The 17174-nt window shown below is 58.9% G+C and carries 21 protein-coding genes and 1 pseudogene; 20 read left to right on the top strand and 2 right to left on the bottom strand.

Annotated features, from left to right (window positions below):
- Positions 1–438: 438 nt before the first annotated feature.
- Complete coding sequence (locus RX331_RS26380) at positions 439–588, bottom strand: hypothetical protein (protein ID WP_317252700.1); 150 nt, start codon at positions 586–588, stop codon at positions 439–441.
- 128 nt (positions 589–716) lie between these two features.
- Between RX331_RS26380 and RX331_RS26375 the strand changes: the two genes are divergently transcribed.
- The 10 genes from RX331_RS26375 (at position 717) to RX331_RS26330 (ending at position 9814) form a co-directional block, all read left to right on the top strand.
- Positions 717–908 (top strand): hypothetical protein, encoded by a 192-nt coding sequence (locus RX331_RS26375; RefSeq protein ID WP_317252699.1) that lies wholly within the window; start codon positions 717–719, stop codon positions 906–908.
- A 39-nt stretch (positions 909–947) separates the two neighbouring features.
- Positions 948–2441, top strand: a complete 1494-nt coding sequence (gene nifD / locus RX331_RS26370) for a nitrogenase molybdenum-iron protein alpha chain (RefSeq protein ID WP_317252698.1) — start codon at positions 948–950, stop codon at positions 2439–2441.
- 68 nt (positions 2442–2509) lie between these two features.
- Positions 2510–4069 carry a nitrogenase molybdenum-iron protein subunit beta gene (nifK, locus tag RX331_RS26365; RefSeq protein WP_317252697.1) on the top strand — a complete coding sequence of 520 codons (1560 nt, stop codon included), beginning with the start codon at positions 2510–2512 and terminating at the stop codon, positions 4067–4069.
- Between the two features lie 105 nt (positions 4070–4174).
- Positions 4175–5848: a nitrogenase iron-molybdenum cofactor biosynthesis protein NifE gene (gene nifE / locus RX331_RS26360; RefSeq protein ID WP_317252696.1), complete on the top strand. Its 1674-nt coding sequence runs from the start codon at positions 4175–4177 to the stop codon at positions 5846–5848.
- 9 nt (positions 5849–5857) lie between these two features.
- Entirely contained in the window at positions 5858–7207 is a 1350-nt protein-coding gene (gene nifN, locus RX331_RS26355) for a nitrogenase iron-molybdenum cofactor biosynthesis protein NifN (protein ID WP_317252695.1), read from the top strand.
- A gap of 52 nt (positions 7208–7259) precedes the next feature.
- On the top strand, positions 7260–7655 hold the full coding sequence (gene nifX, locus RX331_RS26350) for a nitrogen fixation protein NifX (RefSeq protein ID WP_317252694.1): 396 nt from the start codon (positions 7260–7262) through the stop codon (positions 7653–7655).
- A 7-nt stretch (positions 7656–7662) separates the two neighbouring features.
- Positions 7663–8136, top strand: a complete 474-nt coding sequence (locus tag RX331_RS26345; RefSeq protein ID WP_317252693.1) for a NifX-associated nitrogen fixation protein — start codon at positions 7663–7665, stop codon at positions 8134–8136.
- A 10-nt stretch (positions 8137–8146) separates the two neighbouring features.
- A complete protein-coding gene (locus RX331_RS26340) occupies positions 8147–8347 on the top strand; it encodes a CCE_0567 family metalloprotein (RefSeq protein WP_317252692.1) in 201 nt (66 codons plus the stop codon).
- 10 nt (positions 8348–8357) lie between these two features.
- Positions 8358–8654, top strand: coding sequence for a ferredoxin III, nif-specific (fdxB, locus tag RX331_RS26335; RefSeq protein ID WP_317252691.1), 297 nt, complete (start codon positions 8358–8360; stop codon positions 8652–8654).
- 758 nt (positions 8655–9412) lie between these two features.
- Positions 9413–9814, top strand: coding sequence for a Rieske (2Fe-2S) protein (locus tag RX331_RS26330; protein ID WP_317258254.1), 402 nt, complete (start codon positions 9413–9415; stop codon positions 9812–9814).
- A gap of 9 nt (positions 9815–9823) precedes the next feature.
- On the opposite strand, the gene RX331_RS26325 is transcribed toward RX331_RS26330, so the two are convergent.
- Positions 9824–10414, bottom strand: coding sequence for a hypothetical protein (locus RX331_RS26325; RefSeq protein WP_317252690.1), 591 nt, complete (start codon positions 10412–10414; stop codon positions 9824–9826).
- 274 nt (positions 10415–10688) lie between these two features.
- Between RX331_RS26325 and RX331_RS26320 the strand changes: the two genes are divergently transcribed.
- The 10 genes and pseudogenes from RX331_RS26320 to RX331_RS26275 all read left to right on the top strand — a co-directional run bounded on the left by RX331_RS26320 (position 10689) and on the right by RX331_RS26275 (position 17165).
- The gene (locus RX331_RS26320) at positions 10689–11009 is read left to right on the top strand and encodes an iron-sulfur cluster assembly accessory protein (RefSeq protein WP_317252689.1); all 321 of its coding nucleotides are present in this window, start codon (positions 10689–10691) and stop codon (positions 11007–11009) included.
- 19 nt (positions 11010–11028) lie between these two features.
- Positions 11029–11319, top strand: coding sequence for a NifU family protein (locus RX331_RS26315; protein WP_317252688.1), 291 nt, complete (start codon positions 11029–11031; stop codon positions 11317–11319).
- Positions 11316–12515 (top strand): cysteine desulfurase NifS, encoded by a 1200-nt coding sequence (nifS, locus tag RX331_RS26310; protein ID WP_317258391.1) that lies wholly within the window; start codon positions 11316–11318, stop codon positions 12513–12515. Before RX331_RS26315 ends, nifS begins: the two co-directional genes overlap by 4 nt.
- 3 nt (positions 12516–12518) lie before the next feature.
- A complete protein-coding gene (nifT, locus tag RX331_RS26305; protein ID WP_317252687.1) occupies positions 12519–12743 on the top strand; it encodes a putative nitrogen fixation protein NifT in 225 nt (74 codons plus the stop codon).
- Positions 12740–13603, top strand: coding sequence for an SIR2 family protein (locus tag RX331_RS26300; RefSeq protein WP_317252686.1), 864 nt, complete (start codon positions 12740–12742; stop codon positions 13601–13603). The genes nifT and RX331_RS26300 overlap by 4 nt, the downstream gene beginning before the upstream one ends.
- A 302-nt stretch (positions 13604–13905) precedes the next feature.
- Entirely contained in the window at positions 13906–15417 is a 1512-nt protein-coding gene (gene nifB, locus RX331_RS26295) for a nitrogenase cofactor biosynthesis protein NifB (protein ID WP_410708019.1), read from the top strand.
- A gap of 11 nt (positions 15418–15428) precedes the next feature.
- The gene (locus RX331_RS26290; RefSeq protein WP_317252684.1) at positions 15429–15653 is read left to right on the top strand and encodes a 4Fe-4S binding protein; all 225 of its coding nucleotides are present in this window, start codon (positions 15429–15431) and stop codon (positions 15651–15653) included.
- A gap of 337 nt (positions 15654–15990) precedes the next feature.
- Positions 15991–16611 (top strand): hypothetical protein, encoded by a 621-nt coding sequence (locus tag RX331_RS26285; RefSeq protein ID WP_317252683.1) that lies wholly within the window; start codon positions 15991–15993, stop codon positions 16609–16611.
- Positions 16608–16928, top strand: coding sequence for a nitrogen fixation protein NifZ (locus tag RX331_RS26280; protein WP_317252682.1), 321 nt, complete (start codon positions 16608–16610; stop codon positions 16926–16928). The genes RX331_RS26285 and RX331_RS26280 overlap by 4 nt, the downstream gene beginning before the upstream one ends.
- Positions 16925–17165, top strand: a pseudogene (locus RX331_RS26275) (nitrogen fixation protein NifZ). The gene RX331_RS26280 and the pseudogene RX331_RS26275 overlap by 4 nt, the downstream one beginning before the upstream one ends.
- Positions 17166–17174: the final 9 nt, after the last annotated feature.

The following is a 17174-nucleotide window of genomic DNA, read 5'->3' as shown; positions in this document are numbered from 1 at the left end:
TGGCACGCAGTAGCCGTATTGGAAATCCTGACTGTATTCCTTCGGGCGGAGGATTGAACGCAGGCTTTACGCGAGACGGTGGGCCAGCGTTCGTCCGATCTACGTCGACGAACATCGATATGGATTCGAGACGCTTATCGAGTCCGACAAGCCGTCAAGGGGCCATCGGAAACACCGTCCGCTTCATCTGGCAAAAGAAGGACGAGCCCTCCTGGATTCTCGAGTGCTGTCTGGAGGCCTTTGCAGGCTAGCCATGACCCGAGCCGCGTCAACTACCAGAGATCGGCTGACAGGACCTCTATTCGTACTCGGCGCGGAAGCCGAAGAGGTCCCTATCTTCGGACTCCATGAGATCGATCGGGAAGTTCTCACGACATACGAGAAAGTCCCTTGGGTGAGGGGGCGATACTGAAAGGGGGACGAGCCGGCGGAGAGCCATCAGAGCAGCAAGATCATCGTCGCCGCCGTGTTCGATTCGGTCTCCGTTGCCACCACCTCACAGAACGAATTGATCAGGATGGCAACGAGGGTACGCACAATGTGCGCATCGCCGTCGCCGATAAAGGTGAGCACCAATCGCGCCTTCATGCCACGAATTGTGGTGGTGAGCCGGACCCGGCTCACGCAGTCCTGGCACTGGTCGACCGGTCGAGTGCTACTTCGGGCAGACCCGTCGCGTACCGCACTGTTCCGCGGCAGTGCGTAGGAAAAGGCGCGTGCAAAGCCACATGTGGACCGCGCCGCTGTTTTGTTTTGAACAAAAACAAACGAGAAAGTCTTTAGACATCTCAGATGTCGGGTTTGGGACAACGGTCCATCTGGCCGCGCGCAAGCGCTATCTACTTACAAATGTGCTGATTCTTGCGCTCAGGCCAGGTGGCACGCTCGTTGCAAAACCCTTGGCCTAGAGCCCTCATCACAACAGGAAACCTTCGAAGGATATCAGCATGAGTCTCGCCAGGACGGAGAGTGTCAAGGCCCGCAATAAGAAACTTATCGAGGAAGTGCTGAAGGTCTATCCCGAGAAGACCGCGAAGAGGCGCGCCAAGCACCTCAATGTGCATGAGGAAGGCAGGTCCGATTGTGGCGTCAAGTCCAACCTAAAATCCATCCCTGGCGTGATGACGATCCGTGGCTGCGCTTATGCGGGCTCGAAGGGCGTGGTCTGGGGACCGATCAAAGACATGATCCACATCAGCCATGGTCCGGTCGGCTGCGGCCAGTACTCGTGGGGCTCGCGGCGCAACTATTACGTCGGCACGACGGGCATTGATACTTTCGTGACGTTGCAGTTCACCTCCGATTTCCAGGAAAAGGATATCGTGTTCGGCGGCGACAAGAAGCTTGCGAAGATCATCGACGAGATCCAGGAGCTGTTCCCGCTCAACAACGGCATCACCATCCAGTCGGAATGCCCGATCGGTCTGATCGGCGACGATATCGAGGCGGTGTCTAGGCTGAAGTCGAAGGAATATGGCGGCAAGACCATCGTGCCAGTCCGTTGCGAAGGCTTTCGTGGTGTGTCGCAGTCGCTCGGGCATCACATCGCGAACGACGCTGTGCGGGACTGGGTGTTCGACAAGGCCACGCCCGAGGGCAAATCGACGTTTGAGGCGACTCCCTACGACGTCGCGATTATCGGCGACTATAATATCGGCGGTGACGCCTGGTCATCCCGGATCCTACTTGAGGAAATGGGCCTACGCGTGATCGCGCAGTGGTCCGGCGACGGTTCGCTGGCCGAGCTCGAGGCAACGCCGAAAGCGAAGCTCAATGTGCTGCACTGCTACCGGTCGATGAACTACATCTCGCGCCACATGGAGGAGAAGTACGGCATTCCGTGGTGCGAATATAATTTCTTCGGGCCCTCGAAGATCGTGGAGTCGCTGCGCAAGATCGCCGGCTATTTCGATGACAAAATCAAGGAGGGCGCCGAGCGGGTGATTGCGAAATATCAGCCACTGGTGGACGCGGTGATCGCAAAATATCGCCCGCGCCTGGAAGGCAAGACCGTGATGCTTTTCGTCGGTGGTCTTCGTCCGCGTCATGTGATCGGCGCTTATGAGGACCTTGGCATGGAGGTCGTGGGCACCGGTTACGAGTTCGGCCACAATGACGACTATCAGCGCACCGCCCAGCATTATGTGAAAGACGGCACGCTAATCTACGACGACGTCACCGGATACGAGTTCGAGCGTTTCGTCGAGAAGATGCAGCCGGACCTGGTCGGCTCCGGCATCAAGGAAAAATATGTGTTCCAGAAAATGGGTGTGCCGTTCCGGCAGATGCACTCGTGGGACTATTCGGGTCCGTATCACGGCTATGACGGGTTTGCGATTTTCGCGCGCGACATGGACATGGCCATTAACTCGCCGATCTGGAAGAAGACCAAAGCGCCCTGGAAGGACGTCGCCAAGCCGAAGCTTCTGGCTGCGGAATAACCTGCCTGTCCGGCTCTCCGCCTCATAGCCGGCGCCGACATCGATTACGATTTTTCGAAAGGAACACCATGGCGCAAAATGCAGAACACGTGCTCGATCACTTCGAGCTTTTCCGCGGTCCGGAATACCAGCAAATGCTGGCCAACAAGAAAAAGATGTTCGAAAACCCCCGCGATCCCGAGGAGGTCGAACGCATCCGCGAATGGGCGAAGACGCCCGAATATCGTGAAAAGAACTTTGCGCGGGAAGCGCTGATGGTGAACCCGGCCAAGGCCTGCCAACCGCTCGGCGCGGTGTTCGCCTCCGTTGGCTTCGAGGGAACGCTGCCCTTCGTGCACGGCTCGCAGGGCTGCGTCGCCTATTACCGTAGCCATCTGTCGCGGCACTTCAAGGAGCCGAGCTCCTGCGTCTCCTCGTCGATGACGGAAGATGCTGCGGTGTTCGGCGGCCTGAACAACATGATCGACGGGCTCGCCAACAGCTACAACATATACAAGCCCAGGATGATCGCCGTCTCCACCACCTGCATGGCAGAGGTGATCGGTGACGACCTCAACGCCTTCATCAAAACGTCCAAGGAAAAAGGCTCGGTTCCAGCGGAGTTCGATGTGCCGTTCGCGCACACGCCGGCCTTTGTGGGCAGCCACGTCACGGGTTATGACAATGCACTCAAGGGCATCCTAGAGCATTTCTGGGACGGCAAGGCCGGAACAATGCCCAAACTTGAGCGGGCGGCCAACGATAAGATCAACTTCATCGGCGGCTTTGACGGCTACACCGTCGGCAATCTCCGCGAGATCAAACGCATCTTCGAACTGATGGGCATCCAGTACACCATCCTCGCCGACAATTCCGATGTCTTCGATACGCCGACCGACGGCGAGTTCCGGATGTACGACGGCGGCACTACGCTGGAAGACGCCGCGAACGCGGTTCACGCCAAGGCGACAATCTCGATGCAGCAGTGGTGCACGGAAAAGTCGCTACCGTTCATTTCCGATCACGGCCACGAGGTCTTGGCTTTCAACTATCCGGTCGGCGTGTCCGCAACAGATGAGTTCCTGATGGCGTTGTCGCGCATCAGCGGCAAGGATATCCCGGAGCAACTGGCACGAGAGCGGGGCCGCCTGGTCGACGCGATGGCTGACTCGAACGCGCATATCCATGGCAAGAAATTCGCGATCTATGGCGATCCAGATCTCTGCTATGGGTTAGCTGCCTTCCTGCTTGAACTTGGAGCCGAACCGACCCATGTGCTCTCCACCAACGGCAACAAGGCGTGGGAGGAGAAAATCCGGGGGCTGTTTGCAGACTCGTCGTTTGGGCAGAACTGCCACGCCTATCCGGGCCGAGATCTCTGGCACATGCGCTCGTTGCTGTTCACGGAGCCGGTCGATTTCCTGATCGGCAACACCTATGGCAAGTATCTAGAGCGCGATACCGGTACGCCGCTGATCCGAATCGGATTCCCAATTTTTGATCGGCATCACCATCACCGCTATCCGGTGTGGGGCTATCAGGGCGGCATGAACGTGCTGGTGAAGATTCTCGATAAAATCTTCGATGATATGGACAAGAAGACCAACATTGCCGGCAAGACCGACTACAGCTTCGACATCATTCGTTGATGACGACGACATGCCCCATCGCCGGCGAACGAAGGCCTCGCCCGGCGATGGGCCTGGCGAATGAAGGCTTTAGCTGCGACGAAACCCTCCGTTACGGAAAGAAAGATGAGTTCGCTTTCGGCCACCATTCAGGATGTCTTTAACGAGCCGGGCTGCGCCAAGAACGCCAGCAAGCCGGATGCCGAGCGCAAGAAGGGCTGCACCAAGCAGCTGCAGCCGGGCAGCGCCGCGGGCGGCTGCGCCTTCGACGGCGCCAAGATCGCGCTGCAGCCTTTTACTGATGTTGCCCATCTGGTGCACGGCCCGATCGCCTGTGAGGGTAATTCTTGGGACAACCGCGGTGCAGCTTCATCTGGTGCAAGCATCTGGCGCACGGGCTTTACCACTGACATGAACGAAACCGACATCGTGTTTGGCGGCGAAAAGCGATTGTACAGGGCAATCAGGGAGATCATAGCGAAGTACAATCCGCCGGCGATCTTCGTCTATCAGACCTGTATTCCCGCCATGATCGGCGACGATATCAACGCGGTCTGCAAGGCAGCTTCTCAGAAATTCGGAAAGCCGGTGATTCCGGTCAATTCGCCCGGCTTCGTGGGTCCAAAAAACCTGGGCTGCAAGCTTGCCGGCGAATCCTTGCTTGAGCACGTCATTGGCACCGAAGAGCCGGACTACACCACGCCCTACGACATCAACCTGATCGGTGAATACAATCTGTCGGGCGAGCTTTGGCAGGTCAAGCCGCTGTTCGACGAACTCGGTATCCGCATCCTCTCCTGCATTTCGGGGGATGGCAAATATCGTGAAGTCGCCTCATCCCACCGGGCGCGCGCTGCCATGATGGTATGTTCGAAGTCGATGATCAATGTCGCGCGCAAGATGGAGGAGCGTTACGGCATCCCGTTCTTCGAGGGCTCGTTCTACGGCATTCAGGACTCCAGCAATTCACTGCGCGAGATTGCGCGACTTTTGCTCGAACGTGGCGCGCCGAAAGATATTATCGACCGCACCGAGACGGTGATCGCGCGCGAGGAGGCGCGGGCCTGGGCCGCGATCGAACCCTATAAGCCTCGCTTTGCGGGCAAGAGGGCGCTGCTGATCACCGGCGGTGTCAAATCCTGGTCCGTTGTGGCGGCGCTGCAGGAGGCAGGGCTCGAACTGGTCGGTACCAGCGTCAAGAAATCCACCAAGGAAGACAAGGAACGGATCAAGGAGCTGATGGGCCAGGACGCCCACATGATCGAGGACATGACGCCGCGGGAAATGTACAAGATACTCAAGGACGCGAAAGCGGATATCATGCTCTCGGGCGGGAAGTCGCAATTCGTCGCGCTCAAGGCGGCGATGCCCTGGCTCGACATTAACCAGGAGCGATATCACGCCTACATGGGCTACATCGGGATGGTGAAACTGGTCGAGCAGATCGACAAGGCGCTGTTCAACCCGATATGGGAGCAGCTGCGCCGCCCGGCGCCGTGGGACGATACAGCCAATAACCGGCAGTTCAAGGCCATTGCGCAGAAGGACGCGCACATTGCGGAAATCACTGCCGATCACTTGCTTGCCGAGACGACCCGCCGCGCGAAGAAGATCTGCTTATGTAAGGCAGTCGATCTCGGCACGATCGAGGATGCGATCCGTTCGCATGGCCTGAGCACCGTCGAGGCAGTCAGACAGCACACCGAGGCAGTCGGTGGCTGCTGCAAGAGGCGGATCGAAGACATTCTGGCGTCCATGCCGGTCTCCTTGCCCCCTGCCATTCTGCAAGCCGCGGAATAGGACAGCGTCATGGCCATTGTCACCACGCCGAAGAAGGCCTGTGCGGTCAATCCGCTGAAGATGAGCCAGCCGATCGGCGGCGCATTCGCCTTCTTAGGGCTGCGTGGGGCGATACCGCTTCTGCACGGCTCGCAAGGCTGCACATCCTTCGGGCTGACGCTGTTCGTGCGGCATTTCAAAGAGGCCGTGCCGCTGCAGACCACTGCGATGAGCGAGGTGGCGATCGTGCTCGGCGGCTATGAAAATGTCGAGCAATCCATACTCAACATCTATAATCGGACCAAGCCGGAGGTGATCGGGATCTGCTCGACCGGGGTGACCGAAACCAATGGCGATGACGTTGACGCCTACATCAAGCTAATCCGCGAGAGACATCCCCAGCTCGCCAAGTTTCCTCTGGTCTATGTCTCTACGCCGGATTTCAAGGACGCATTCCAGGACGGTTGGGAAAAGACGGTGGCGCGCATGGTCGAGGTGCTGGTGGAGGCGCCGGCAGTCCAGGCTGAGCGCGATCCCGCGCGGGTGAATGTCCTACCCGGATGTCACCTGACACCGGGTGATCTAGACGAACTCAGGACCATTCTGGAGGATTTCGGCCTGAAGCCATCCATCCTGCCTGATCTGGCGGGATCGCTGGACGGGCATATCCCCGAGGAGTTCACACCAACGACCATCGGCGGCATCGGGGTCGACGAAGTCGCGAGCATGGGCAGAGCCGGCTGGACTATTGCCATCGGTGCGCAGATGCGGCGGGCAGCGGAAACCATGCACGCCCAGGCCGGGGTGCCGTTCCGCCTGTTCGAGCGCCTATGCGGACTCGTCCCCAACGATCAATTCATGGCATTCCTGAGCGACATCAGCGGACGCCCGATACCATTGAAATACCGGCGGCAGCGAGGCCAGCTGGCCGATGCCATGCTGGATGCTCATTTCCACATCGCCGGCCGGAGGCTCGCGATCGGTGCGGAGCCCGACCTGTTGTTCGATGTCTCCAGCATGCTGCACGAGATGGGCGGGCAGGTCACCGCGGCCGTGACCACGACGCAATCGCCGGTGCTGGAGCGCGTTAAGGCGAAGGAGGTGCTGATCGGCGATCTCGAAGATCTAGAGGAACTCGCGAACGCGCACGCATGCGATCTTTTGATCACCCATTCGCATGGCCGCCAGGCCGCTGCGCGGCTAAACGTTCCGTTCTATCGCGCGGGATTTCCGATGTTCGATCGGATCGGCGCGGGACACCAGCTATCCGTCGGCTATCGCGGCACGCGCGATCTGATCTTCGATATCGCCAATCTCGTGATCGCCGACCGCGAGGAAAATCAGCAGCCGACGCCCGATACCTGGCGATCACCGCGCTAGCCTGCAGGTCTGGCCGCCGCAGCTTTATTGACGCGACAGAGAGATCGATTGCATGAAAGTCGCATTCGCTACACAGGATTTGAGGCGCGTCGATGCGCATTTTGGTTGGGCTAAGAACATTGCCATCTATGATGTTTTTCCGGACGGGCACGTGTTTCTGAAAGCGTTTCAGTTCGACGGCGACCTCAAGGAAGACGGCAACGAGGACAAGCTCGCGCCCAAGCTCGAGGCGATCAAGGATTGCGCCATCCTCTATGTCGTTGCGATCGGTGGATCCGGCGCCGCGCGGGTGGTGGCGAACAAAATACATCCCATCAAGGTGAACAAGCCCGAGAACATCCTGGAGCTGCTCGAAAAGCTCCAGCGCGTGCTGAAGGGTACGCCGCCTCCCTGGTTGCGCAAAGCGCTAGCAAAGGACCAGGAGCGGACGTTCGATTTCGAAAAATGAGGACGATATGACTGAGACAGTAGAAATACTGCAGACCAAGAGCCTCGCTCTCGATGCGCCCTTCGTCAAGGAGCTGGTCAAGATCTGGCGCGCTCAGGACATGCATGGCTTATGGGAAGAAAAGAGCGATTTCGATCTGCTCGAGCCCTACATACTCGACAGGGAGAAGCGGAGGGAGTTGCCGATCGTCGGCGATCCCGATCCGGATACGATTTGGCGGTTGGAACTGTTCTTCAATGCGGTCGCGCTCTCGATCGAGAAGGCGACAGGTGTGATGATCCAGCCGATGCTGAAGATGCACCATGAAGGCTTTGGCCGCATAGTACTGATCGGCGGTCGGCTGATCGTAACAAACAAGCAGTTGCGCGATGTGCATCGCTTCGGCTTCGACGATCTCTCAAAGCTGGCTGCCGAGGGTGGCAAATATGTCAGAACGGGCATCAAGATGATCCGGAAATTTCCCGACGTGGCGAACTATTGAGGGGCAGCTCATGAGCAACCTTGAGATGCTGAAAGCAGAAATAAGAAAACTGTCGAGCAAAGCCACGCAGGCCAAGATGGATCTGCACGACCTTTCCGAGGAATTGCCCGTCAACTGGACTTCGATCATGGCGGTGGCGCAGAAGGCGCACGATGCCTTTGCGGAACTTGAGCGGAAGCACGAAGATCTGAAGGCGTTGGAAAAGGCGTAAGGGGCCAAGCATGTCATTTGCAACGCGCGATGGTCGCAACTGGACGCCGGATTACCTGATCTCGATCGATGCCAACCACTGCATCGGCTGTGGCCGCTGCTTCAAGGTCTGCGGTCGGAACGTCATGACGTTGAAGGGGATCACCGAGGGGGGCGAGGTTGTCGATTTCGATGATGACGACGATGAGATCGAGAAGAAGATTATGGTTTTGAATGACCCGGGCGCCTGCATCGGCTGCAGTGCCTGCGCTCGGGTTTGTCCGACCGACTGCCAAACTCACGCGCCCGCTTCCGCGGAAGCGGCTTAGCAACGCCTCTGTCTACTTCTCCCATGGAGCAGAGCGAGTTCGACACCAAGCTTCGGGCGAGGGGAATCTCCATGTGCTGCGCTCGCGGATGAGCCGCCTCGCTCGACCGTCCGCCACGGTGAGAGAGGACCACTCAATCCCCCGTGCGCCTTCGTCATCGCGGCGATGCGGAAACGTTCGGTGATGACGCCGGGACTCGCCAGCGTCGAGGCCTCGGCTTGCTTGGAAGACGCGAACGCGAGGTCCGCTTCCTCTCGCGTCAGCGGCACGCGGCCGGCCTGCGGGACAGCGGTCAGGATGGCACGCCGACTCGGATGCGCTAGCACCTCGACCAGTTCAATCGCTTCGAGCTCTCGGTCTAGACAGATGGCAAGCCCAATAACCTCGGACATTTGTTCACCAGCGTCGCCATCACTAGTCCAAATGGGGGCGCATACTAGCTTTAGCCGCCCACGCGGACCGCAACAGTGCCCGGTTAGCAGATAACCACCGAAGCTGCCAGCGCAAGGCGGTGTAGTAGGCATCGAAGCGGCGTCCGTCACCTGCAAGATGAGACAAAATAGTCCGTCCTGGAGACGGCAGCATGAAGGAGCTGCGGTCCACGGACTCAGGTCAGTCAAATCTCTCGCTGCGTCGACATGAGGTCGAGATCGCGCGTAGAATTCCCGAAAAGCTGAGGAGATCCGCACTTGCGCGATTTTTGCAGGGCTGATCGCACGGTGATCAATGACAGGGATCATGTCATGAACGAGCAACGGATGCAGTCGAAAATCGCCTATGCGATCTGCGGCTTCAACGACATTCCAAGTAGGCGCGCCATCGGCTTCAAGCTCATGATCCTCGACGAAGACGGCAGCCACAGGCCGTGGCCCATTGTCGTCGTGCGCTGGGGTAAGCAGGTGTTTGGCTATATCAATAGATGCCCGCACAAAGGCATCAATCTGGACTGGGAACGCAACCAGTTCCTCGATCCTAGCAGCATCCGACTGATGTGCGGCAAGCACGGCTCGGCCTTCGAGCTCAGCACCGGCCGCTGCGTTGATGGCCCATGCAAGGGTAGCGGGCTCACTCCGATCGCGTTGACGGTGTTGGACGGCGATATCTGCGTCATCGGCGTTCGGCTTCTCGAGGACGAGGACGATCGCTCAGGCGAAACCTGAAGCCGGCGCTCAGACCGGCCGGTTCTCGTTGCGGTTTTTCACGGGCTGCATCCTCTTCAAACCGTCTTCGTAAGAGATCTCGTCAAACGATGCGCCGACAGCCTGGGCTGCTTCGAGCAGGCAATCGAGCCTGCCACCCGCATCAAGCCTCTTGAGATCGTTCTTATCGACGCCGGCCAGGTACATCATCTCCTTCCAGACGGTGGATTCATCGCACGGCAGCACGTGGAAGGTGATATCGCCGAGCTTGGTTCGGTATTTCGCCAACAGGTCTATGTTGTTGCAGAAAATGAAATAGCTACCATGAGGGCTTAGCGCAGCGTCAAGAACCTCAGCGAAATCAGTTAGATAGGCGAAGGAGTGAAGGTAGCCGGCCAGCACCGGGATGGTGTTTTCGCCTTTCTGGGCGACCGTCAGTACCTGCTCGATCGAATAGTCGGGAGGCCGTTTCTCGTCCGCGACCTGGGCTTGGAATTTCAGTGCGATATCGCCGCGAAAGCCGAACCGGCCCGGCTTGGTGGTCGCGCCCTTGAATACGGCGTTGAGCAGGCGCCCCTCCTTCTCCAGCCGGCCGAGCGCGGTGTTCTCAATTGCAGTCATGAATCGTCCCTCGATCTAAGGCAATCGCCGGACAGCTCTGCCGGCGCGAACGCAATGCAAGTTGTTTGCCGCCGCGTGCGCCACGCTTATTGGCGGAATCCATGAGCGAAACACGAAAAGCGCGCCGCGATCTCTCGAATACTTGTCAACAATCCGACACGCGTCGCAAGACCAACAGGCGTGGTTCGAAAATGTTAGCATTTTCAACCGCGTGCGCGCTGGCATGCGACTTGCCAATTCGCGAGCAACCGAGCGAGGCAAATCAGGGTGAGCCATGATCAATCTGACGAAGAGCGCAGTGAATGCGGTCAAGGGCGCGATTTCAACATCGGCACAGCCGGCGAGCGGCCTGCGCATCATGATCGAGGCCGGCGGCTGCGCCGGATTCAAATACATGATGGGCTTGGTCGACGAGCCGAAGCTCGACGACACCGTGATCGAGCGCGATGGGGTCAAGCTGTTCGTCGACAACAAAAGCTATGCGCATCTTGCCGGCACGACCATCGATTTTGTGGTGGCGCTGGAGGGCTCGGGCTTCACCTTCGACAATCCGAACGCAAAATCGAGCTGCTCCTGCGGCAAATCCTTCGGCTGATGACAAGAGAACGCGAAGCATGCTGGTCGAGCCCAAACAACGGAAGCAACGCCCCGAGACTGAGACCGATCGGGAGCAAATCATTCAAGCTGTGATCGAGGAGATTCGTCCCAATCTGCAGCGCGACGGCGGCGACTGTCAGCTGGTCAAGATCGACGGCAACAAGATCATGGTCAATCTGACCGGTGCCTGCGTGTTCTGCAAGCTTTCAAGCTTTACGCTGGAAGGTATTCAGGCGCGGCTGGTCGAAAGGCTCGGCGAATTCGTTCGCCTGATCCCGGTCGCCGACGCCGCCAAAGCGCGGCATTGAACGAGGCGCTTGTGTCGGTTTATCTAGACAACAATGCGACAACTCGGACAGATCCATGCGTTGTCGAAGCCATGTTGCCGTTCTTCACCGAGCAGTTCGGCAATGCCTCCTCCACTCATGCCTTCGGGAACAAGGTCGCGGACGCTGTGATGAAGGCGCGCCGCAGCCTGAAGGCATTGTTAGGGGTTGCCTACGATCATGAGATCGTCTTCACCTCCGGCGGTACCGAATCTAACAACGCCGCCATTCTCTCTGCGCTTGTGACCCAGCAGGGGCGGGACGAGATCGTCACCACCTCCGTCGAGCACCAGGCGATCCTGACGCTGGTCAAACAGTTGGCGACCAGGGGTGTCAAGACCCATCTGATCCCGGTGGATTCGTGCGGCCGGCTTGATGTTGAGGCTTTTCGCTGGGCGCTCGGACCACGCACAGCGATAGCGTCGGTCATGTGGGCCAACAACGAGACCGGAACCATTTTTCCGGTGGAAGCTCTGGCCAAGATGGCGCACGCGTCCGGCGCGCTATTTCATACCGATGCGGTGCAGGCCGTAGGCAGGGTGCCGATCGACTTGAAGCTCAGTGATATCGACATGCTGTCGATGTCCGCGCACAAGCTGCACGGCCCCAAGGGAGTTGGCGCGCTTTATTTGCGCAAAGGCACAAAATTCAGGCCGTTGATCTGGGGCGGAGGACAGGAACGACAGCGCCGCGGCGGAACCGAGAACGTTCCCGGCATCGTCGGTCTTAGTAAAGCTGCAAAGCTTGCTTCAGAGCGCCTTGAGTGGGAGCGCGTTCGCGTTGGTGCGTTGCGCGATCGGCTGGAACAAGCGACGTTGCAGAACGGCCACTGCATGGTCCTCGGCGATGTCAGCAGCCGGCTGCCGAACACGGCCAATATCGCCTTCGAGCATCTCGAAGGCGAAGCTATCGCCCATCATCTCAATAAGGCCGGGATTGCCGTTTCGCTCGGATCAGCGTGCAGCTCCGGCTCAATAGAGCCATCTCACGTGCTGCGCGCCATGAATGTGCCGGCTAACAGCCTACGCGGCGCCGTGCGCTTTTCGCTGTCGCATGAAACCACTGTCGAAGAGGTAGATCGGGTCGTCCGCACTCTGTCCGACATCGTAGCTCACCTGCGCTCCATGTCTCGGGAGCACGCCAATCCCGCCAGCGATCCGTCCGATTCACGGAGTTGATTGATGAAAGTCATGATCCGCCGCTCTGCGGAGGCTGGCCTGTCGATTTACGTGCCGAAAAAAGACCTTGAAGAGCCGATCGTGGAATCCGAGCATGAGACGCTGTGGGGCGGTTGGATCAGAATAGCTAATGGTTGGGTCCTCGATCTGCCCAACATGCCGAGCGACACGCCGTTGCCGATCACCATCAATGCCAGGAAGCGTGGCGAGAACGCAGACGAGCGATGAAGGCGATCCGGAAAATCGATTTTGTAAATGCGGCGGATGCTGAGGCGATTCTCGCTGACGTGGCAGCCAGGCTGCGTGCCGGCAGCATCGTTCCCTATCTCGGTCCTGGCGTCGCCGAGTTGTCCAAGCCCTCTGTGCCGATGACGCCCGAAGCCCTGGCTGCCTTTTTCGCCAGTAAGGTCGCGCTGCCGCGCCGGGCAAAGGGCAATCTCTGGGCATCAGCACAGTACATCGAGAGCAATAAGCATCGGTCCACAGTGACGGCATTGATGGCGCAGGCCTTTGCGGCACCAGTCGAGCCGACGCCGCTGCACTATCATCTCGCCTTACTGTCCCTGCCTGTCGTCGTCGACGCTTGGTATGACGGCGCGATGCGTGCGGCCCTTCAAAAGCACGAGGGTTGGGGCGAGGTGCAGGGCGTCACCCGCGCAGGCTTGGGCGAAGATCACTGGTATCGGTTCTATGATGCAGAAGGCAAAGAGGTCGATCGCGCTGCGGCTGGCAGTTGGACGACAGTCCTCTACAAACCGCATGGCGGGGCGCTGCCCGCAGAGAACTTCTTGGTCTCCGATGCAGATTATGTCGAGGTGCTGACCGAGATCGATATTCAGACGCCGATTCCTGAAATTGTCAAGGAGCGACGGACCGGGCGGAGCTTCCTTTTCATCGGCTGTCAGTTCAACGACCAGCTGTTACGCATTTATGCGCGGCAGATCAGCAAGCGCTCAGCCAATGGCCATTACGCAATCGTGGAGCCGGACGCGCTCTCGCGCAACGAGCTGCGCTTCCTGGCCGAGCAACGCCTCATGCCGCTCGCGATTGCGCTTCCGCGCGCGGTCGAGATCTTGATCTCTGCCTGACGGGAGTTGCCTTCGAGCTTTCAGCAGAGCTTGCGTACTGTAAGACGCCAGTGTCGTTTGAGCGTTGATGTGCGCCCGATCGTATTCCATGTCGGTACCGCCTTCTGTCACCTTTCCAACAACTTAGAAAGATCGCGTGCGGGACGCTATCTCTAACATACTGACACCGCGCAGAAATTGCAAAGACGCTGTTAATGGCACGCGAGTTGCTAGTTCTCGCTTGAAGTTTCCGCCTGCAGAGAGAATGGCAAATGGACGTGCCGGAATGTAATGAAGCAAGCTCCTTGGGAGGCGGCGCTGATATGGCCGAGATCATGCAGCCCCACTCCGAGCAAAAGGGCTGCTGCACCTCGGGCGGCAGGAGCAAGGCGAGCTGCGGGTCTCAGGCCCGCCAAGGCGACCTGCCGACCGCGATATGGGAAAAGGTGAAGAACCATCCCTGCTACAGCGAAGAGGCGCACCACCATTACGCCCGCATGCATGTCGCAGTCGCACCAGCCTGCAATATCCAATGCAATTATTGCAATCGTAAGTATGACTGCGCCAATGAATCGCGCCCTGGCGTGGTGAGCGAGAAGCTCACCCCTGAGCAGGCGGCAAAAAAAGTGCTCGCCGTTGCTTCCACCATTCCGCAGATGACCGTCCTTGGCATCGCCGGCCCCGGCGATCCCCTGGCCAATCCGGAAAAAACATTCAGGACGTTCGAGCTGGTGGCCAAAGCCGCGCCGGACATCAAGCCATGCCTGTCGACCAACGGGCTGGCCTTGCCCGATCACGTCGATACTATCGCCCATTTGAACATTGACCACGTGACCATCACCATCAACATGATTGATCCCGAAATAGGCGCCAAGATCTACCCTTGGATTTTCTACAGCCACAAGCGCTACACGGGCGTCGAAGCCGCAAAGATACTGACCGATCGACAGCTGCAAGGCCTCGAGATGCTCACGGAGCGGGGCATCCTGTGCAAGATCAATTCGGTCATGATCCCGGGCATCAACGACAAGCACCTGATCGACGTTAACAAGGCCGTGAAATCGCGGGGTGCATTTCTGCACAACATCATGCCGCTGATCTCCGCGCCCGAGCACGGGACGGTATTCGGTCTCAACGCCCAGCGCGGCCCGACGGCGCAGGAACTGAAGGCGCTGCAGGACGCTTGTGAAGGGGAGATGAACATGATGCGGCATTGCCGCCAGTGTCGCGCCGATGCTGTCGGCCTGCTTGGCGAGGATCGCGGCGCGGAGTTCACCACGGAGAAGATCATGGCCATGGATGTCAGTTACGATCTCAAGACGCGCAAAGCCTATCAGTCCAAGCTCGAGGAGGAGCGCGTGGCCAAGGTCGCGGCCAATCAGGAGAAACTGGCCGACCTAGCGGGCGAGAAGAGCGATATCCGTCTTCTGGTCGCGGTTGCAACCAAGGGCTCGGGCCTGATTAACGAGCATTTTGGGCATGCCAAGGAATTCCAAGTGTACGAACTCTCAACATCGGGCGCTAAATTCGTCGGCCATCGTCGCGCCGATCCTTATTGCCAGGGCGGTTATGGCGAGGAGGGCAGCCTTGCGAACATCATCCGCGCGATCAATGACTGCCATGCGGTATTAGTGGCCAAGATCGGCGGGTGCCCGAAGAGCGAGCTGATCAAGGCAGGCATCGAGCCGCTTGATCAGTACGCGCACGAGTTCATCGAGAAATCAGCGATCGCCTGGTTCAAGTCTTATCTTGACAAGGTGCAAAGCGGTGAGATCCAGCATGTCGAACGCGGCGCTTTGGCATTCCGGAAGAGCGCGCTGATTTCGGCTGCGTAAGGGAGATATAGATGCCATTCAAGATTATTGCCTCGCAATGCACGAGCTGCTCGGCTTGCGAGCTCGAATGCCCGAATGTCGCGATCTCGGAGAAGGGCGGGACGTTCGTGATTGATCCTAAAAAATGCACCGAATGCATCGGCTATTTCGACGGACCGCAATGTGCGGCGGTTTGTCCGGTCGAGAATACCTGTGTGCTCGACGCTTCATTGCCGCGCTATCAGGCGCGGGCATAAGAGTGTAAGCGTTGTGAATTCCACAGGCAAGGACCCGGGAAAAATTCATGAATTTTGAGGTGCGCGCCAATAGCGCCGCTGATTCAGCCCGCCGGCTGGCCGGGCCGGCGGTTGCTCAGGATTGTCCACCGATATCGGTGTTGCGCCGGCACCGAAGCCCGGTCAGCAAGTCGTCGAGCGCAATGACCTAAAACGTGCTTCACAACGCCGGGGACAGTCGGCAGGTCGTCGGGGTGACGAGTCTCAACCGATACCGCTGCGCAGACCCGCCTGATCTTCCCCGAAGCAGGTGTGCTGCGCGCCACAAAGGCCGCCTATTCCAAGGAGAGAGCTGCCAATGGACCTGGATATAGCAGGCAAGCCGCTGTCCGGGAGCGCGAGGGAACTGATCGCACACACGCCGCTCGGCGAAGGCCTGCTGCGCGAAGCCGAGCGTCATCTGTGGCAGGCCGGGCTCTCCTATCATCTGGACGAGATCGCAGAAAAACACCTGCACCAAGCGCATGCGCTGGCGCCGGGCCACGCCGCCATCCTGATTGGCCTTTACCGTTTCTATCTCTACAAGGGCCGATTGTCGGAGTCGCGGGAGATTGCGCGGCGCTGCATCACCAAGGCCGCGCGTGAAAACGGACTCGCGGACGATTGGCGGCAGGTCAAAGCGGCCGATGCCGCCTTCGGCAGCCACGGAAGCATCCTGCCGCGCTTCTTTCTGTTTTCGCTGAAGGGCTTTGCCTACCTGCAGAGGCGGCTCGGCAATTTGGACGAGGGGCGCGTGGCCACGAAAAAGCTGCTCGAACTCGACCCGACCGACAAGATCGGTGCCAGGGTCCTTCTGGACGTGTGGCGAGGCGCATTGCGGCTGTCGAGTTGGCAGGTCTCATCGAAGATGAAAATGGTATGGTGCGGAAGGTCGCGCGCGGCCGTCTGGCCTGCAAGTCCGCGCGGAAGTGATTCATGAGCAACGTCGTCCGCGACAGTGACGTAGTCGAGCTAAGTGGGCCACCGTTCTTCAACCTTGGCGAAAAGGTACAGGCCAAGCGCACCATTCGCAACGACGGCACCTATGCCGGCAAGGAGATCGGTGACATCCTGGCCAAGAAAGGCGAGGTTGGGTACGTCGTCTCCATCGGGACGTTCCTGCAGCAATTCTACATCTATGGCGTCGAGTATCTTGAAAGCGGAAACCGCGTCGGCATGAAGCGCAAGGAGCTCGATCTGGCGGACGCGCGCGAGGAACCCGACGACCTGCCGTTGCCGGAAGAGATCGCGTCATGATCGAGCCGCGCCTTCCGAAATATCAAATGGGGACAGCGAGTCAGAGCCGCGGTCGACCTCGTTAACGACGGCTCCTTTCCCGATGCGCCGGCTGACGGGCTCTTGGTCGGCGCCGGCGCCATCGGCGAGATCGTGAAAGTCGGCATGCATACCGAAGCGAACTTGCCGATCTATGTTGTAGAGTTTGGTGAGCGGCTGGTCGTCGGTTGTCTTGAAGAAGAGATCACACTGTTTTGAGGGGCTTTC

Source organism: Bradyrhizobium sp. BWA-3-5 (assembly GCF_032917985.1).
In the GTDB taxonomy this organism is placed as follows: Bacteria; Pseudomonadota; Alphaproteobacteria; order Rhizobiales; family Xanthobacteraceae; genus Bradyrhizobium.
This window is presented reverse-complemented; position numbering and strand designations above follow the sequence as displayed.

Excerpts from the sequence above, each read along its gene's own strand:
- RX331_RS26380 (WP_317252700.1), bottom strand. The coding sequence starts at position 588 with ATGAAGGCGCGATTGGTGCTCACCTTTATCGGCGACGGCGATGCGCAC.
- nifD (WP_317252698.1), top strand. The coding sequence starts at position 948 with ATGAGTCTCGCCAGGACGGAGAGTGTCAAGGCCCGCAATAAGAAACTT.
- nifK (WP_317252697.1), top strand. The coding sequence starts at position 2,510 with ATGGCGCAAAATGCAGAACACGTGCTCGATCACTTCGAGCTTTTCCGC.
- nifE (WP_317252696.1), top strand. The coding sequence starts at position 4,175 with ATGAGTTCGCTTTCGGCCACCATTCAGGATGTCTTTAACGAGCCGGGC.
- nifN (WP_317252695.1), top strand. The coding sequence starts at position 5,858 with ATGGCCATTGTCACCACGCCGAAGAAGGCCTGTGCGGTCAATCCGCTG.
- nifX (WP_317252694.1), top strand. The coding sequence starts at position 7,260 with ATGAAAGTCGCATTCGCTACACAGGATTTGAGGCGCGTCGATGCGCAT.
- RX331_RS26345 (WP_317252693.1), top strand. The coding sequence starts at position 7,663 with ATGACTGAGACAGTAGAAATACTGCAGACCAAGAGCCTCGCTCTCGAT.
- RX331_RS26340 (WP_317252692.1), top strand. The coding sequence starts at position 8,147 with ATGAGCAACCTTGAGATGCTGAAAGCAGAAATAAGAAAACTGTCGAGC.
- fdxB (WP_317252691.1), top strand. The coding sequence starts at position 8,358 with ATGTCATTTGCAACGCGCGATGGTCGCAACTGGACGCCGGATTACCTG.
- RX331_RS26330 (WP_317258254.1), top strand. The coding sequence starts at position 9,413 with ATGCAGTCGAAAATCGCCTATGCGATCTGCGGCTTCAACGACATTCCA.
- RX331_RS26325 (WP_317252690.1), bottom strand. The coding sequence starts at position 10,414 with ATGACTGCAATTGAGAACACCGCGCTCGGCCGGCTGGAGAAGGAGGGG.
- RX331_RS26320 (WP_317252689.1), top strand. The coding sequence starts at position 10,689 with ATGATCAATCTGACGAAGAGCGCAGTGAATGCGGTCAAGGGCGCGATT.
- RX331_RS26315 (WP_317252688.1), top strand. The coding sequence starts at position 11,029 with ATGCTGGTCGAGCCCAAACAACGGAAGCAACGCCCCGAGACTGAGACC.
- nifT (WP_317252687.1), top strand. The coding sequence starts at position 12,519 with ATGAAAGTCATGATCCGCCGCTCTGCGGAGGCTGGCCTGTCGATTTAC.
- RX331_RS26300 (WP_317252686.1), top strand. The coding sequence starts at position 12,740 with ATGAAGGCGATCCGGAAAATCGATTTTGTAAATGCGGCGGATGCTGAG.
- nifB (WP_410708019.1), top strand. The coding sequence starts at position 13,906 with ATGGCCGAGATCATGCAGCCCCACTCCGAGCAAAAGGGCTGCTGCACC.
- RX331_RS26290 (WP_317252684.1), top strand. The coding sequence starts at position 15,429 with ATGCCATTCAAGATTATTGCCTCGCAATGCACGAGCTGCTCGGCTTGC.
- RX331_RS26285 (WP_317252683.1), top strand. The coding sequence starts at position 15,991 with ATGGACCTGGATATAGCAGGCAAGCCGCTGTCCGGGAGCGCGAGGGAA.
- RX331_RS26280 (WP_317252682.1), top strand. The coding sequence starts at position 16,608 with ATGAGCAACGTCGTCCGCGACAGTGACGTAGTCGAGCTAAGTGGGCCA.